Genomic DNA, 15347 nt, shown 5'->3' on the forward strand with positions numbered 1-15347 from the left:
GACGCATTCATCGCCAAAACAGGCCGTCTGCAACCTTGAGTTTTAGGATAGTACACCTATACATCACGCAAAAGTGATGACCGCGCCCCCACCCCGCCCCACCCCCACCCGCTCCGCCCAGTGCCCCGCACCAGCCCCCAACCGAAAACCCCGACAGCTCGCCAGCCCACTGGCCCGAAAGGCATGGGGACCGCTCAGGGCATCCTCTGCCCACGAAGAAATGCCCGAGCCCAGGGAGCCCGCTCGGCCTCTAGCCCGGACCGCGCTCCTCGCCCGGCCGCATCCCGCACTGATCACAGCCCTCACGCACTCACGGAATCACTTCTCAAAAGCCCTTACGGGCGCAAAGTGCCATCGCGGAATCGTGATTGCCACTGCTATTCCCTCGAATCGCCGTGGCTCGCTTTGTGCGACGCACGATCCTGTCATCGGAAGGCGGCCGGATCCGGAGCACACCGTAAAGGAAAGGACGTTCGGAGCTCCGCGCCAGGCTTCGGCGACACGTCTCCCATGCCACTAGATGCAGAATTGGCTCCTCGCGTCCTTATGGCGGAGGACGAAGAACCGATCGCGATGGTGATCGAGGAAGCGCTGAGCGATGCCGGCTTCCGCGTCACCTGCGCGCCGGATGGCCTTGCCGCCCTTGAAACCTGGTCGCAGGGGCGCTTCGACATCCTTCTCACGGATGTACGCATGCCTAATCTCGACGGCGTTGGACTGGTGCGCCGCATCCGCGCATCACAGCCCGACCTGCCCATCGTTGTCCTGAGCGGCTACATGACTGAGCGCGACCGTAAGGAGCTGCTGCAGCTCGGCGTCCCGACCGACGCGATCCTCGAAAAGCCCGTCACCTTCCACCGGCTGGCCAGCGTCCTGCGCCGCGCGCTCAGGGCTTGATCGATGCGCAGGCCCGGCGCGGGCCCGCCGCTCTCACATGACCGTCACTCTGCGGCCAGAATAAGCCGCCGCTCTGCCAGCACCCGCATCACCGCGCGGACGATCCCGCGATAGCCAGTGCAGCGGCACAGATTGCCCGACAGCTCTTCCCGCACCCGCGCTTCATCGGCATCCGGCAGGCGCAGCACGATGTCGCGCGCCGTGATCAGCATTCCCGGCGTGCAATAGCCGCATTGCAGCGCGTGCTCCTCAGCAAAGGCCCGGCGCAGCGCGGCCATCACGGCATCGCCCTCAAAACCCTCGACAGTCCGCACCACCGCGCCATCACAGGCGCCGGCATGGGTGATGCAGGACCGCGCGGGGGCATTGTCCAGCTCCACCGTGCAGGCTCCGCACACGCCATGCTCGCAGCCGATATGCGTGCCGGTCAGCAGCAGCTCGCCGCGCAGCAGATCGGCCAGATGGGTGCGCGGCTCCGCCAGGATCTCGGCAGCCTCGCCATTGACGGTCAGGCGGATGGGCAAGCGGGTCATGCGGCTCCCTGCGCCATCTCGGCGGCGCGTTGCAGGGCGGTGCGCGCCAGGGCGGCCCGCCAGGGATCAAGATCAGGCAGGGCGGCGACAAGGCGCGCCGCCTCCGCCTCTGGTGCCGCGAGCAGCGCCCCGGCATCAGCAATCAGCATCGGTGGCTCGTCCAGAGCCGCCAGCACGGCCCGCGGCGCCTCTCCCGGCACGTCCAGCACACAGGCCGTGGCCTTGGAGAACTCGCCGGGCTTCCGGCAGAACTTCCAATGCCCCCAGCGTGTGCTCTCCGGCAGCACCGGCAGCTCGATGGCGCGCAGCACCTCATCCGGCCCCAGCACGGTGGAAAGCAGGCCCGTGACGAACGCCGACAGCGGAATCCGGCGCTCCCCGGCCGGGCCGAAGGCAATTGCGTCCCCACGGAAGACGGGCAGCACCGCCACCCAGTCGGCCGCCGGATCAGCATGGGCCAGGCTACCCCCGATGGTCCCGCGGTTGCGCACTGGCCGATAGGCGATCCGGCGCGCGACACCCGCCAGGATCTCGCCCAGCCGCCCCGGCACGGCCCCATCCTCGATCGCCGCATGGGTGGTACCGGCGCCGATCCGGCAGCGCCCATCGGCCACCGCCACCCCTCCGAAGCCCGGCAGATGCCGCAGGTCGATCACGGCCCCGGGCTGCGCCATGCGTAGGTTCAGCATGGGCCCGATCGACTGCCCGCCCGCCACGGGCCGCGCCCCGTCGCGCAACAAGGCCACCACGGCCGGCCAGTCCGCCGGGCGGAAATAAGTGAAGGGAGCAGGCTTCATGCGGGGCGCGCCCTCTCCAATGCCTCGATCACGCGGGCCGGGCTGGCCGGCAGGTCCAGCACCTCCGCCCCGAACCGGTGCAGCGCGTCGTTGATGGCATTCACGATGGCCGCCGGCGGCCCGATCGCCCCGCTCTCGCCAATCCCCTTCTGGCCGAAGCGCGTCCAGGGGCTCGGTGTCTCCATATGGTCGATCCGGGTCTCCGGCAGTTCCGTCGCCCCGGGCACCAGGTAATCCGCCAGCGTCCCCGCCAGCGGCTGCCCGGAGACATCGAAGGGCATCTCCTCATAAAGCGCCGTCCCGACGCCCTGGGCCAGCCCGCCCAGCACCTGCCCATCCACGATCATCGGGTTGAGCATCTGCCCGGCATCCTCGACGATCACATAATCCTCCAGCGCCACCTCGCCCGTGCCCCGGTCAATGCGGACCACGACGGCGTGGCAGGCATAGGAGTGGGTGCCCGTATCCGGATCGGGCCGGTAGCCGCCCGTTACCTCCAGCCCGCCGGGATCGACCCCGCGCGGCAGGTTCTGCGGCCGGCGGTACCAGGTGCGCGCAACCTCCTCCAGCGTGACCGCGGCGCCACCATCAAGCCGCCGCACCGCCCCGCCGGAAATCTCCACCTGTCCCGGCTCCGCCTGCAGCAGGAAAGCCCCAATGGCCAGCGCCCGCTCACCGAGCAGCCGGCAGGCCTCCGCCACCGCGCCACCGCCCATCACCGCCGCCCGGCTGCCCCAGGTGCCCGTGGAATAGGGCGTCAGCGCCGTATCCCCATGCACCACCCGCACGCGGGAAGTCGGCACGCCCAGAACCTCATGCGCCACCTGCGCCAGGGTCGTCTCCATGCCCTGGCCATGGCTTTGCAGCCCCGTGCGGATCTCCAGCACCCCGTCCGGCGAGAAGCGGGCCGTCGCCTGCTCATAGCCCGGCACGAAGGGAATGCCCCAGCCATGATAGACGGAGGTCCCATGCGCCCCCTGCTCGCAGAACACAGCGAGCCCGAAGCCCACGCATTCCCCCGCCGCCTGCCGCGCCGCGATCCGGTCCAGGTCGAAATGCGCGACCGCCCGCCGCAGCGCCTCGGGATAATTCCCGCTGTCGAACACCTTCCCGACGAGGTTCCGGTACGGCATCGCCTCCGGAGGCACGAGATTCACCTCGCGGATCTTCGCCGCGGAAATCCCAAGCTCCCGCGCCAGCGCGTCCAGCGTCGTCTCCAGCGCGTAGCACACGCCGGTCCGCGCCACGCCGCGATAGGGCAGGATCGGCGGCTTGTTCGTGCAGGCGGAGACCGTGCGATACCGGAAGCGCGGCAGCGTATACGGCCCCGGGAAGATCGACCCGATCTGCGCCGCCTCCAGGCAGGCGCTGAAGGGATAAGAGGAATAGGCGCCGGAATCGACCGTCGCATCCACATCCACGCCCAGCAGCCGCCCCTCGCGATCCGCCCAGGCCGTGACGACGTAATGATGCTCCCGGCAATTCGCGCTGGCCGTCAGATGCTCCAGCCGGTCCTCGATCCAGCGCACGGGGCGGCCCAGACGCATGGCCAGCCAGGCGCAGATGATTTCCTCCGGCAGCAGGATGCCCTTGTAGCCGAAGCCGCCACCGACATCGGGGGCGACCACCCGGATCTGCCCCTCATCCAGCCCCAAAACCTCAGACAACCCGCTGCGGATGATATGCGGCTGCTGGGTGGAGCTGGTGACCACCAGCTGCTCCACCCGCGGATCCCATTCCGCCAGGACGCCGCGCCCCTCCATGGGCACCATGCATTGCCGCGCGGTCCGCAGGCGCCGCGTCACTTTCGCGGCCGCGATTCCGTCCAGCTCCGACAGATCCTCGTCCCGGAAGGTCTCCAGGAAAGCGTTCTCGGACCAATGCTCATGGACCCGTGGCGCTCCCGGAGCCCGCGCCTCGAGCATGTCGGAAACGACCGGCAGATCCTCGTAGTCCAGCACGCAAGCCGCCGCCAGATCCTCTGCCGCTGCGCGCGTGGGCGCCACGCAGGCGGCAATCGCCTCGCCCACATGCCGCAGCTTGCCACTGGCCAGCACGGGCTGATCCGAAACCCGGAATCCCGGCAGCGCCGAGGCCGCACGAATGGCCCCCACCCCCGTCAGGTCGGCGGCGGTAAAAACCTTCCCCTCAGCCCCCTCCGGCTTCCGCACGCCCAGCAGCCGCGCATGTGCCACCGGGCTACGGAGGAAGGCCACCTCCAGCAGCCCCGCCGGCCGGATATCGCCGACATAGCGCCCGCGCCCATGCAGGAAGCGAGCATCCTCCTTGCGAAGGAGGCTCGCGCCGACGCCCTCGGGACTCACGCCGCCTCGGCCAGAATGGGCCGCGGAAGGACAATCGCATCGGCGTCATAGCGACGGCCTGCCCGCAGGCAGAAAGCTGGCCGCAGCAGACGCTCCGCGATCACCTTCGTGCCCTCATTGTCCTGCAGCAGGAAGCGCCCGCGCTCGTCATGCAGCACGGAGATATCCGCCTCCATCCCGACCTTCAGGCTGCCGATCTCATCCGTCATCCGCAGCATCTCGGCCGGGTTGATCGTCACCATCTTCACGACATGCGTCAGGTCCATGCCCAGCGCCAGCATGCTGGTCATGGCCGAGGCCAGCGAGAAATTCTGCTTGCCCGCGAACAGGTGCATCTCGTCCTTGTCCGGATGCGTATCCGGCGTGCCGCGCGGCTTGGGCATGGTGGTGTTGTAGCCATGCATGTCCGCGCCCAGCGTGTCCGGCAGCACCCCCGCATCCAGCACCAGCCGCGCCATCTTGAAGGAGAAGTGGGAGCCATGCCCCACATCGCTCCTCAGCCCGCGCGCCAGGGCCTCGCGCACCACCGGGTGCAGCTTGCCATGCCGGTCCACGAAGCCGCCGGGATGGCGGGTGAAGGGATGCGCCAGGATGTCGCCGGGGCGCATAATCTCCAGCATCTCCGGCAGGATCGCATCCGGATCATAGGATTGCGTGTCCTCCGGCAGCGGCCAGAGCTGCCCGAAATGGATATAGAGCGGCCGGTCCAGCTCCCGCGCGATCACCGCCGCGCGCCGCATTGCCTCATCACCCCAGCGCGTGAAGCCGCCGATCTCCGCATGGCCCTTGATGCCGCGCACCAGGTCCGCGTTGTCGCGGCCCGAGCGGATCGTGTCCTCCACCGCGATGCAGTCCGGCCGGTACAGCTCTGGATAGTAATGCCCCTCCAGCCCACCAACCATATAGGCTGAGAGGAAGGCGAGCACGCGGCTGGCCGCCGGCTTCGCCACATATTCCCGGAAGCCCGGGAAGGTCAGCACCGAGGGGCCGCCCTGGTCCACCAGCGTGGTCACGCCGGAATGCACGCCCACCATATCCGCATCCAGCCCGAAGCGGCCGGTGACGAAGCGATAGACATGGGCATGGGTGTCGATCATGCCCGGCAGCACCAGCTGGCCCGAAACATTGTAGGTCGCCCTGGCCAGGCCCGGCAGATTCGGCCCGATGGCGGCGATGCGCCCGCCACGCACTGCCACATCCGCAATGCCGTCGATGCCCTGCGCGGGATCGATGACCCGCCCGCCCCGCAGAAGGGTGTCATAGGGTTCCGATTGCGTGAATTCCATCATGCCCTCCTACCTGGGCTCCTGCGGCCAGCCGGCCTGCCGCGGCATTCATGGCAAAGCCTGTGCCATGCTTGATACGGCCCGCGGGGCGCGAGCTGATACGGCATGTGCCACAGAATAGGTGGGTGCAGGCACATTTTTTTGGCGCATCGCCCATATGTCGCGCAATCTTTGCGCACCCATCCCATCCAAGCCCACCCTCGACAGCCCGCCCGGCGTGGCATGGCGCTTGCTGCCATGGCCCTGAACACCGCTGACAAAAGGCTGCCGGCGCATGAAACGGTCCCAGTTCCTCCGTCACCTCCTGACCTTGCCGCTTCTGGCCGCCGGCTCAGCAGTGCCGGCCCGCGCCCAGGCACAAACCCCGATCCGCTTCGCCTGGGACTGGGCGCCGCAGGGCTATCACGCCATCTGGGCCATGGCGGAGGCGCGCGGCTTCTTCCGTGATGCCGGGCTGCGCGTGCAGCAGGACCGCGGCTATGGCTCGGGCGACACCATCACCAAGGTCGCGACCGGCGCCTATGACCTCGGCTTCGCCGACATCAACGCCCTGGTCCAGTTCAACGCCCGCAACCCGAACCAGCGCGTCATCGCCGTCGCCATGGTGTTCGACAGCAACCCGGCCGCCGTGGTCACGCTGCGCCGCACCGGCATCCGCAGCGCCGCCGACCTGCGCGGCCGCAACCTGGGCGCGCCGGAAGGCGAATCCAGCCGCGTCCTCTTCCCCGTCTTTGCCCGCGCCGCCGGAATCGATCCCGCCTCGGTCCGCTGGACCTCCATGACCGCCAGCCTGCGTGAATCCATGCTCGCCACCGGCCAGGTGGACGCCATCACCGGCCTCATGCAATCCGCCGTCTTCGGCCTGCGCGCCGCCGGCGTCCCGGCCGCCGACATCGTCTCCCTGCCTTATGCCGCCGCCGGCGTGGATCTCTACGGCCACGGCATCATCACCTCCGCCGCCTTCGCCGAGCGCAACCCGGAGGCCGTCCGCGCCTTCGTCCGCGCCTCCATCGCAGGCCTCAAAGCCACCCTCGCCGATCCCGCCGCCGGAATGGCCGCGATGAAGAAGCGCGAGGATCTGTTTGACACGGCGCTGGAGCTGGAGCGCTTCAACATGACCCGCGATGTCGCGATCATGACCGACAATGTCCGCCGCACCGGTTTCGGCATGATGGAGCTGGAGCGCATGAAGCGCCTGGTCGCCATCAATGCCGAGGTGAACGGCATTGCCAACCCGCCGGCCGCGGAGACGATCTTCTCCACCGCCTTCCTGCCGCCCCAGCCCGAGCGCATGCCGTGAGCGAGGCGCCGCTGCAGGGCCGGGTCGCGCTGGTGACAGGTGGTGGCGCCGGAATCGGCTTCGCCCTCGCGGCCGGGCTCGCCCGGCGCGGCGCCGCCGTCCTGGTCTCCGACCTGCGCGGCGCTGAAGACGCCGCCGCCCGGCTGCGGGACGAAGGCCTTACCGCCCAGGGCATCACCGGCGACGTCACCTCCGAGGAATCCGTCGCCGCCATGGTCGCCACCGCCGAGGAGCATTTCGGCGGCCTCGACATCCTCATCAACAATGCCGGCATCTATGCCAGCCTGACACCGAAATCCTTCGAGGAGCTGAACCTCGCCGAATGGCGCCGGGTGCTGGACGTGAACGTCATCGGCACCTTTCTCTGCTGCCGCGGTGTGCTGCCGGCCATGCAGCGGCGCGGCGGCGGGCGCATCGTCAACATCAGCTCCGGCGTCGCCTTCAAGGGCAACCCGTATATGGCGCATTACGTCGCCAGCAAGGGCGCCGTCGTCTCCCTCACCCGCGCCCTGGCCACCGAGATGGGCCGCCACGCCGTGCTGGTGAACAGCATCGCCCCGGGCTTCACCTTCAGCGAGAACGTGCTGAACAACCCGACCCTGATCGCGGGCGTGAAGGAACCCTCGCTCCGCAACCGCGTCATCGCGCGCGACATGATGCCCGGCGATCTCGTCGGCGCCGTCTGCTTCTTCGCGGGCCCGGACTCCGCCTTCATCACCGGCCAGACGCTGGTGGTGGATGGCGGCGCCTATTACCACTGACGGAGGAAACATCATGTCGGACATTCCGGTCATCGACCTGTCCGAAGCCCTCACCGGTGATCCGGCCGCGCGCCTCCGTACGGGGCGCGAGATGGACCGCACCTGCCGCGAAATCGGCTTCTTCACCATCACCGGTCATGGCGTGGCGCCCGACGTGATGGACAATCTCCGCAACACCGCCAACGCCTTCTTCGCCCTGCCGCTGGAGGAGAAGCTGCGCGCCGTGCATCCGGTGAAGGGCACGCCGCGCGGCTATATCGCGCTGGGCGTCGAGGCGCTGTCCCATGGCAATGCGATCGAGACCCCGCCCGACCTCAAGGAATACTACCATTTCGGGCGTGAGCGCTGGCCGGACGAGCCCTATTACACCTGCGCGGAAGGGCAGCGCTATTTCCGCATCAATCTCTGGCCCGAACGCCCTACCGGCTTCGCGGAAGCCGCCGCCGCCTATTACGCGGCCATGGAGAATCTCACCGTCGAGATGATGCGCCTCGCCGCCCTCGGCCTGGGCATCCCCGAGCATTTCTTCGACGACAAGATCGACCGCCACATCACCGCGATGCGGCTGAACCACTATCCCGAGCAGCACGCGTCGCCCGCCCCCGGCCAGCTCCGCGCCGGCGCGCATACCGATTACGGCCTGCTCACCATCCTGAATGGCGAGAACGTGCCCGGCGGCCTCCAGGCCCAGACGCGCGACGGCCGCTGGCTGGACGTGGAAACCGACCCGCGCAGCTTCGTCGTGAATATCGGCGACCTGCTGATGCGCTGGACCAATGACCGCTGGGTCTCGAACGTCCACCGCGTCGTGAACCCGCCGGACAGCGAGGCCGCGCGCAGCCGCCGCCTGTCCATCGCCTTCTTCCACCACCCCAATTACGACGCCTCGATCGAGTGCATCGCACCGCCCGGCGAAGCCAAGTACCCGCCCGTCCTCTCTGGTGCCTACCGGGACGAAAAATACCGCCAGACACGCGTCGCCGCCTGACCCTCACCCAAGGACCCATCCGCATGCTGACCAGACGCACCGCCCTCCTCTCGGGCCTCGCCCTCCCGGCCCTGTCACGCACGGGCTTCGCGGCCGAACCGATCAAGATCGGCATGACCCAGCCGCTCACCGGCGCCGTCGCCGCCTCCGGCAGCTATGTCGCCAATGGCGCCAAGATCGCGGTGGAAGTGCTGAACCGTGCCGGCGGCGTGCTCGGCGCCCCCATCCAGCTCGTGCTGGAGGACAACAAGTCCAATCCGCGCGAAGCCGTCGCCTCGGTCGAGAAGCTGGTGCTGCGCGACAAGGTTCCCGCCCTGATTGGCGCCTGGAGCTCCACCTTCACCCTGGCCATCCTGCCCAAGCTGATGGAGTACAAGGTGCCGATGGTGGTCGAGACCTCCTCGGCCGCCCGCATCACCACATCCGGCAATCCCTATGTCTTCCGCATCGCCCCCACCTCCGAGATGGAGGCGATCGGCTTCGCCGAGCTGCTGGGCAAGTACACGCCCGCGATCAAGAAGATCGACTTCCTCTCCGTGAACAACGACTTCGGCCGCGGCGCGATCGAGAAATACGGCGCCGTCCTCGGCGCCAAGGGCATCCCCACCGGCCGCGCCGAAACCATGACGCCCGAGGCCACCGACCTTTCCGCCCAGCTCACCGCCCTCAAGCAGTCCGATGGCGACACGCTTTTCATCACCACGGGCGTGGAGCAGCTGACGCTGGCCATGCGCCAGGCGATCGAGCAGCGCGTGAACAAGCGCATCGTCAGCACCGGCGGCTCCTTCCCCGACGCGCTGATCCACCAGCCCCTGCCGGCCGGCGCCCATTCCGACCACGTGCTCTTCTACGCCCCCTGGTTCCCCGAAAAGGCCGTCCACCCCGATATCGCCAAGGTCTACACGGATGAATGGAACAAGCATGGCTGGGAATTCGCCGGCCTGACCGAGGGCTTCCGCGGCTATGACGCCGTGCTGACCGTCGCCGAGGCTATCAAGCTCGCCGGCAAGGCCGAGCCGGAGGCGATCCGCGAAGCCATGTGGAAGGTCAACATCCCCGGCGTGAACGGCAACATTCACTTCCACAAGGAAGGCCCGGCCGGCAAGGAAAGCGGCCAGAACCAGCCCAACGTCTATATCGTCCGCCTCGCGGACGGTAAGACCAGCCTGGTCTGAGCCGATGGACCAGGCGCTTCAGCACCTCGTCAACGGCACGGTCCTCGGCGGCACCTATGCGCTGCTGGGAATCGGGCTGACGCTGATCTTCGGCGTTATGCGCGTGGTCAACTTCACGCATGGCGAGCTCTACGCCTTCGGGGCCTATATGGCCTACGGGCTCGTCGCGCTGCTGCGCCTGGACTTCTACCTGTCCCTGCTCCTGGCCACGCTTCTCGGCCTGGCCCTCGGTGCGGTGATCGAGCTGGTGCTGCTGCGCCCGCTGCGCCGCGCCGACATTGATTCCGTCATGCTCGCCATGATCGGCGCGGCGCTCGTGCTGCAGAACGCCAACATGTGGGCCTGGGGCGGCGTGGCGAAGCTCGTCCCCAGCCCCTTCGAAGGCACGCCCCTGGTCGTCGGTCCGGTCTCCGTCCTGCCGCTGCGCCTCTTCGTGCTCGGCGTCTCCTGCGCGCTCCTGCTCGGCTTCTGGCTGCTGCTGGAACGCACCCGCGCCGGCATCGCCATGCGCGCCACCTTCCAGGATGCCGAAACGGCCTCGCTGATGGGCGTGCGCGTCAACTGGGTCAGCACCGCCACCTTCGCCATCGGCTCCGGCCTCGCCGCCGCGGCCGGCGCCCTGCTCGGCCCGGTTTTCATGGTCTCCCCCACCATGGGCGACCTCGTCGGCCTGAAGGCCTTCGCCATCGTTATCCTCGGCGGACTCGGCAACCTGCCCGGCGCCGTGATCGGCGGCTTCGCCCTCGGCTATGTCGAGGAATTCGGCGGCGGCTTCCTTTCCACCGAATACCGCGACGCCTTCGGCTTCCTCCTCATCATCCTCGTCCTGGCCATCCGTCCCCAGGGCCTCGTCGCCGCGAAGGAGCGCGTGGGATGAACGCCATTCTCGGCTGGGCCTTCGCCGCCGCCATGGCGGCCCTGCCCCTCGTCATGCCAGACCCTTACGTCCTGGCTGTCCTCACCTCGGCCGGCATCTTCATCATCGGCGCGATCAGCCTGAACCTGCTGCTCGGCTATACCGGCCAGCTCAGCCTCGGCCACGCCGCCTTCTTCGGCCTCGGCGCCTATGCCAGCGCCCTGGCCTCGCTGGGCTTCGATATCAGCATCGGCTTCGGCCTGCGCCTCCGCCTCGATCCGCAACCCGTCTGGATCGGCTTCCTCGCCGCCCTTGTCGTGTCGGGCCTCTTCGGCTGGCTGCTCGGCCGCCTCGCCTTCCGCGTTCGCGGGGCTTATTTCGTCATCATCACCATCTGCTTCGCGCAGGTGCTGCGCATGGTCTCGCTCAACTGGGTGGAACTCACCCAGGGCCCCATGGCGCTCACGGGAATCCCGCCCTTCGCCCTCTGGATCCCCGGCCAGGGCGTGGTGGAATTCTACTCCAAGAGCCAGACCTACTGGCTCGTCCTCTCCGTCGCCGTCCTCGCCTTCCTCACCGTCCGCCAGATCGTGCGCTCCCGCATCGGCCGCGCCCTGATCGCCTTGCGGGAAAACGAGACGCTCGCCCGTTCCGTCGGCATCCGCGTCACCCATTACCTCGTCATCGCGACCGTCATCTCCGCCGCCATTGCGGGCGCCGCGGGCAGCCTCTTCGCCCATTACGTCCGCATCGTGGATCCGGACGTGTTCCTGTTCATCTACACCGTCACCATGGTCATCATGGTCATCACCGGCGGCAAGGGCACGCTCTGGGGCCCGGTGGTCGGCGGCCTGATCTTCGGCCTGCTGCCCGACATGCTCCGCGGCTCCGCCCCGCCCGAGGCGCAGTGGATCGCCTACGGCCTCGCCATGATCCTGTTGGTCATGTTCCTCCCGCGCGGCATCGTCCCCGCCGTCGCCAGCCTCCTCTCCACCCGCCGCGCCTCCACCCCGGCGCCTGCAGCCGCCCCGGCGCAGGAGCCAGCCCGATGAGCACGCCCCTCCTCTCCATCGAGCATGTGATGGTGCAGATCGGCGGCCTCGTCGCCGTCTCCGATCTCACCTTCACCGTGAACCAGGGCGAAGTGGTCAGCCTCATCGGCCCCAACGGCGCCGGCAAGACCACCGCCTTCAACGCCATAACCGGCTATATGCGCCCCCGCCGCGGCACGGTCCGCTTCGAAGGCCGCGACATCATCGGCCTCAAGCCCGAACACATCGCCGCCCTCGGCCTGGTCCGCAGCTTCCAGCGCACCAGCATCTTCGGCAGCTGCACGGTGTTCGAGAACGCGCTGATGGCCCTCCACCTGCGCGGCAGGACAGGCCTGCTCTCCGCCTTCCTCTCCCTCCCCGGCAAGCACCGGGAAGAAGCGCGGCTGCGCGACGAGGCCTTGGCCATGCTCGACTTTGTCGGCCTCACGCACCGCGCCGACCTCCGCGCGGATTCCCTGGCCTATGGCGAGCAGCGCCGCCTCGGCATCGCCCTCGCCGCCGCCGCCGCGCCCCGCCTCCTGCTGCTGGACGAACCCGCCGCCGGCCTGAACCCCTCCGAGACCGCGGAATGCATGGCCCTGATTCGCCAGCTCTGCGATCGCGGCACCACTATCCTGCTGGTGGAGCACGACATGCCCATGGTCATGCGCATCTCCGACCGCATCGTCGTGCTCAACCAGGGCCGCATCATCGCCAATGGTCCGCCCGCCGACATCCGCCAGAACCCGGAGGTCATCCGCGCCTATCTCGGCAGCGCGCATCAAGGAGCCAGCCATGCTGCGGCTTGAGGATGTCACCGTTGCCTATGGCCGCGTCACCGCGCTCAACGGCGTCTCGATGGAACTGCGCCAGGGCGAATTGCTCAGCCTCATCGGTGCCAATGGCGCGGGCAAGTCCACCACCCTCAAGACCATCAGCGGCCTGCTGAGGCCCCTCTCCGGCCGCATCACCTGGGATGGCGAGCCCATCTCCGGCCTCTCCCCGCGTGAAATCCTCCAGCGCGGCATTGCCCATTGCCCGGAAGGCCGCCGCGTCTTCCCGCATCTCTCCGTGCGCGAGAACCTGGCCATGGGCGCCCTGCTCCGCAGCGACCGCGCCGGCATCGCCTCGGATCTGGAGGCGATGTACGCCCGCTTTCCCCGCCTGAAGGAACGCGCCCACCAGGCCGCCGGCACGCTCTCGGGCGGCGAGCAGCAGATGCTCGCCATCGCCCGCGCCCTGATGTCCCGCCCCCGGCTCGTCATGTTCGACGAGCCCTCCCTCGGCCTCGCCCCGAACCTCGTCGAGCAGGTCTTCGAGATCGTGCAGGAGGTCCGCCGCGAGGGCCTGATGGTCCTCATGGTCGAGCAGAACGCCCTTGCCGCCCTCAGCCTCTGCGACCGCGCCTATCTCCTGGAAACCGGCCGCGTGGTCCGCTCCGGCACCGGCGCCGAGCTTCTGGAGAGTAGCGACGTGCGCGAGGCCTATCTCGGCGGCCGCGCCTTCGCCGCCTGATATTTCGAACCCGGCACATCGAGGAGGACACGCCATGACAGGATCCCTGACCCCCGCGCAGGTCGAGCATTTCCACCGCGAGGGCTGGCTCTACCCGCTCGATGCGATCCCCCCCGAGGAAGCCGCGCAAAACCTTGCCGCGCTGGACAGCTACAACGGCAAGCTCGGCGCCGACGCCACGCTCCGCCTCAAGATCAAGGCCCAGGTGGTCGCGCCCTGGATGACCGCGCTCGGCCGCAACAAGCATATCCTTGATGCGGTGGAGAGCCTGATCGGCCCTGACATCCTCCTCTTCGGCGCTTCCGTCTTCGCCAAGCGCGCCAACGATACGCGCTTCGTCTCCTGGCATCAGGATTCCGCCTATTACGGCCTGGACCCGCATGAGGAAGTCACCGCCTGGGTCGCGCTCACCCCCAGCATGACGGAAAATGGCTGCCTGCGCGTTCTGCCCCGCAGCCATCTCATGGCCGACTTCAAGCATGAAGAAACCCACGACCCGCAGAACCTTCTCGCGCGCGGCCAGTCTATCAGCGGCATCGACGACAGCCAGGCCGTGAACATGGAACTGCGCGCCGGCCAGTTCTCCCTGCATCACGAGCGCACCGCGCATTGCTCCGCGCCCAACCCGTCGGATCAGCGCCGCGTCGGCATCGCCTTCTTCTACATGCCCGCCCATACCCGCTCCACGCTCGGCCGCCGCGGCGCCATGCTCGTGCGGGGCGAGGACCGCCACGGCCACTGGGACCGCGACCCGGAACCGCGCATGGATCTTGATCCCGTCTGCCTCGACTATCTCGACAAGATGTGGGCGGGATACCGAAACAGCGACGTCAAGCAGGCCGCCGAGCGCGGGCTGGTCTGACCGCACAGGAGCCTGCCCGATGACCGACAGCAACGCCTGGCGCGGCTGGGACCGCGCCACGCTCAGCGCCGCCTACAACAACAATGCCGCCGTCCCCACCGCCGGCGAAACCGTCGCCGGCTGGGCCGCCGCCTCCGCGAAGCTGCGCGCCGAACGTCCGGCCGGAATCGACCAGCTCTACGGCACCACCCCGCGCCAGGGCTGGGATCTCTTCCCCGCCGCGCAGCCGGACGCCCCCTGCCTCGTCTTCATTCATGGGGGCTACTGGCAGAAAAACAGCCGCGAGGGCTTCTCCTGCATCGTGGAGGGCGCACTGGCAAAAGGCTGGTCCGCCGCCCTGCCCAGCCACACTCTGGCCCCCGAGGCCAACATGACCACCATCGCCGCGGAGATGCGCCAGGCCATGGACTGGCTCCAGGCCAACGGCCCTTCCAAGGGCATCGCCGGCCCCGTGATCCTCTCCGGCTGGTCCGCCGGCGGCCATCTGACCGCGCTGCTGGCGGATCACCCCGTCGTCACCGCCGCCCTCGCCATCTCCGGCATCTTCGATCTCGCCCCGATCCAGGGCACCGGCCTGAACGACGCGCTGAAGCTGACGGCGGAGGAGATCACCGCCTACTCCCCACAATCCCTTCCCATCTCCCCCAAGCCCCTCACCCTGGCCTATGGCGCGGAGGAACTGCCCGAGCTGCGCCGCCAATCCGTCGAGTTCCACCAGCGCCGCGCCGCCGCCGGCGCGCCCGGCCTGCTCCTCTCGGTCGATGGCGCGGATCATTTCAGTATCCTCGACCAGCTGCGCCGCCCGGATGGCGCGCTCCTGGCCGCCGCCGGAGCCCTGCTGCGTGTCTGAACCCGCCCTTCCTTCGATCCAGCCCGCCCGTCAGGACGCGGCGCGCATGCAAACCGACGTTCTCGTCATCGGGGCGGGTGGTGCCGGGCTTTATGCGGCCATCGAGGCGGCGCGCTCGGGCGCGGAGGTCCTGGTGCTGGACCGTTCCCTGATCGGGCGCGGCGGCGCGACG

General features: G+C 68.6%; 16 protein-coding genes. 12 read left to right on the forward strand and 4 right to left on the reverse strand.

What is annotated here, in order from left to right:
* The first annotated feature begins 546 nt into the window (after nt 1-546).
* Nucleotides 547-897, forward strand: coding sequence for a response regulator (locus ACO1BU_RS32330; protein WP_424140057.1), 351 nt, complete (start codon nt 547-549; stop codon nt 895-897).
* Between the two features lie 44 nt (nt 898-941).
* Here the strand turns inward: ACO1BU_RS32330 and ACO1BU_RS32335 are convergent, their stop codons facing one another.
* The 4 genes from ACO1BU_RS32335 to ACO1BU_RS32350 are packed head-to-tail and all read right to left on the reverse strand — an operon-like array spanning nt 942 to nt 5837.
* Nucleotides 942-1430, reverse strand: a complete 489-nt coding sequence (locus ACO1BU_RS32335) for a (2Fe-2S)-binding protein (RefSeq protein ID WP_424140058.1) — start codon at nt 1428-1430, stop codon at nt 942-944.
* Entirely contained in the window at nt 1427-2227 is an 801-nt protein-coding gene (locus ACO1BU_RS32340) for an FAD binding domain-containing protein (protein WP_424140059.1), read from the reverse strand. The genes ACO1BU_RS32335 and ACO1BU_RS32340 overlap by 4 nt, the downstream gene beginning before the upstream one ends.
* On the reverse strand, nt 2224-4551 hold the full coding sequence (locus ACO1BU_RS32345) for a xanthine dehydrogenase family protein molybdopterin-binding subunit (RefSeq protein ID WP_424140060.1): 2328 nt from the start codon (nt 4549-4551) through the stop codon (nt 2224-2226). The genes ACO1BU_RS32340 and ACO1BU_RS32345 overlap by 4 nt, the downstream gene beginning before the upstream one ends.
* Nucleotides 4548-5837: an amidohydrolase/deacetylase family metallohydrolase gene (locus tag ACO1BU_RS32350; protein WP_424140061.1), complete on the reverse strand. Its 1290-nt coding sequence runs from the start codon at nt 5835-5837 to the stop codon at nt 4548-4550. The genes ACO1BU_RS32345 and ACO1BU_RS32350 overlap by 4 nt, the downstream gene beginning before the upstream one ends.
* A 274-nt stretch (nt 5838-6111) precedes the next feature.
* Here ACO1BU_RS32350 and ACO1BU_RS32355 point away from each other — a divergent pair, with 274 nt between their 5' ends.
* From ACO1BU_RS32355 to ACO1BU_RS32405, 11 genes are all read left to right on the forward strand, one after another.
* Nucleotides 6112-7137 carry an ABC transporter substrate-binding protein gene (locus tag ACO1BU_RS32355; RefSeq protein ID WP_424140062.1) on the forward strand — a complete coding sequence of 342 codons (1026 nt, stop codon included), beginning with the start codon at nt 6112-6114 and terminating at the stop codon, nt 7135-7137.
* Entirely contained in the window at nt 7134-7898 is a 765-nt protein-coding gene (locus ACO1BU_RS32360) for an SDR family NAD(P)-dependent oxidoreductase (protein ID WP_424140063.1), read from the forward strand. Before ACO1BU_RS32355 ends, ACO1BU_RS32360 begins: the two co-directional genes overlap by 4 nt.
* A 13-nt stretch (nt 7899-7911) precedes the next feature.
* Nucleotides 7912-8886 carry an isopenicillin N synthase family dioxygenase gene (locus tag ACO1BU_RS32365; protein ID WP_424140064.1) on the forward strand — a complete coding sequence of 325 codons (975 nt, stop codon included), beginning with the start codon at nt 7912-7914 and terminating at the stop codon, nt 8884-8886.
* 23 nt (nt 8887-8909) lie between these two features.
* Nucleotides 8910-10061, forward strand: coding sequence for an ABC transporter substrate-binding protein (locus ACO1BU_RS32370; RefSeq protein WP_424140065.1), 1152 nt, complete (start codon nt 8910-8912; stop codon nt 10059-10061).
* A gap of 4 nt (nt 10062-10065) precedes the next feature.
* On the forward strand, nt 10066-10938 hold the full coding sequence (locus ACO1BU_RS32375; protein WP_424140066.1) for a branched-chain amino acid ABC transporter permease: 873 nt from the start codon (nt 10066-10068) through the stop codon (nt 10936-10938).
* On the forward strand, nt 10935-11969 hold the full coding sequence (locus ACO1BU_RS32380) for a branched-chain amino acid ABC transporter permease (protein WP_424140067.1): 1035 nt from the start codon (nt 10935-10937) through the stop codon (nt 11967-11969). The genes ACO1BU_RS32375 and ACO1BU_RS32380 overlap by 4 nt, the downstream gene beginning before the upstream one ends.
* Entirely contained in the window at nt 11966-12757 is a 792-nt protein-coding gene (locus tag ACO1BU_RS32385) for an ABC transporter ATP-binding protein (RefSeq protein WP_424140068.1), read from the forward strand. Before ACO1BU_RS32380 ends, ACO1BU_RS32385 begins: the two co-directional genes overlap by 4 nt.
* A complete protein-coding gene (locus tag ACO1BU_RS32390; RefSeq protein ID WP_424140069.1) occupies nt 12744-13463 on the forward strand; it encodes an ABC transporter ATP-binding protein in 720 nt (239 codons plus the stop codon). The genes ACO1BU_RS32385 and ACO1BU_RS32390 overlap by 14 nt, the downstream gene beginning before the upstream one ends.
* A 34-nt stretch (nt 13464-13497) precedes the next feature.
* Nucleotides 13498-14325, forward strand: coding sequence for a phytanoyl-CoA dioxygenase family protein (locus tag ACO1BU_RS32395; RefSeq protein WP_424140070.1), 828 nt, complete (start codon nt 13498-13500; stop codon nt 14323-14325).
* Nucleotides 14326-14344: 19 nt separating this feature from the next.
* Nucleotides 14345-15175 carry an alpha/beta hydrolase gene (locus ACO1BU_RS32400; protein ID WP_424140071.1) on the forward strand — a complete coding sequence of 277 codons (831 nt, stop codon included), beginning with the start codon at nt 14345-14347 and terminating at the stop codon, nt 15173-15175.
* Nucleotides 15176-15221: 46 nt separating this feature from the next.
* Nucleotides 15222-15347 (forward strand): FAD-dependent oxidoreductase (locus ACO1BU_RS32405; RefSeq protein WP_424134929.1); only part of this gene is annotated, 126 nt, incomplete at its 3' end.

Origin of the sequence: Roseomonas chloroacetimidivorans, assembly GCF_049629625.1 — a bacterium.
In the GTDB taxonomy this organism is placed as follows: domain Bacteria; phylum Pseudomonadota; class Alphaproteobacteria; order Acetobacterales; family Acetobacteraceae; genus Roseomonas; species Roseomonas chloroacetimidivorans.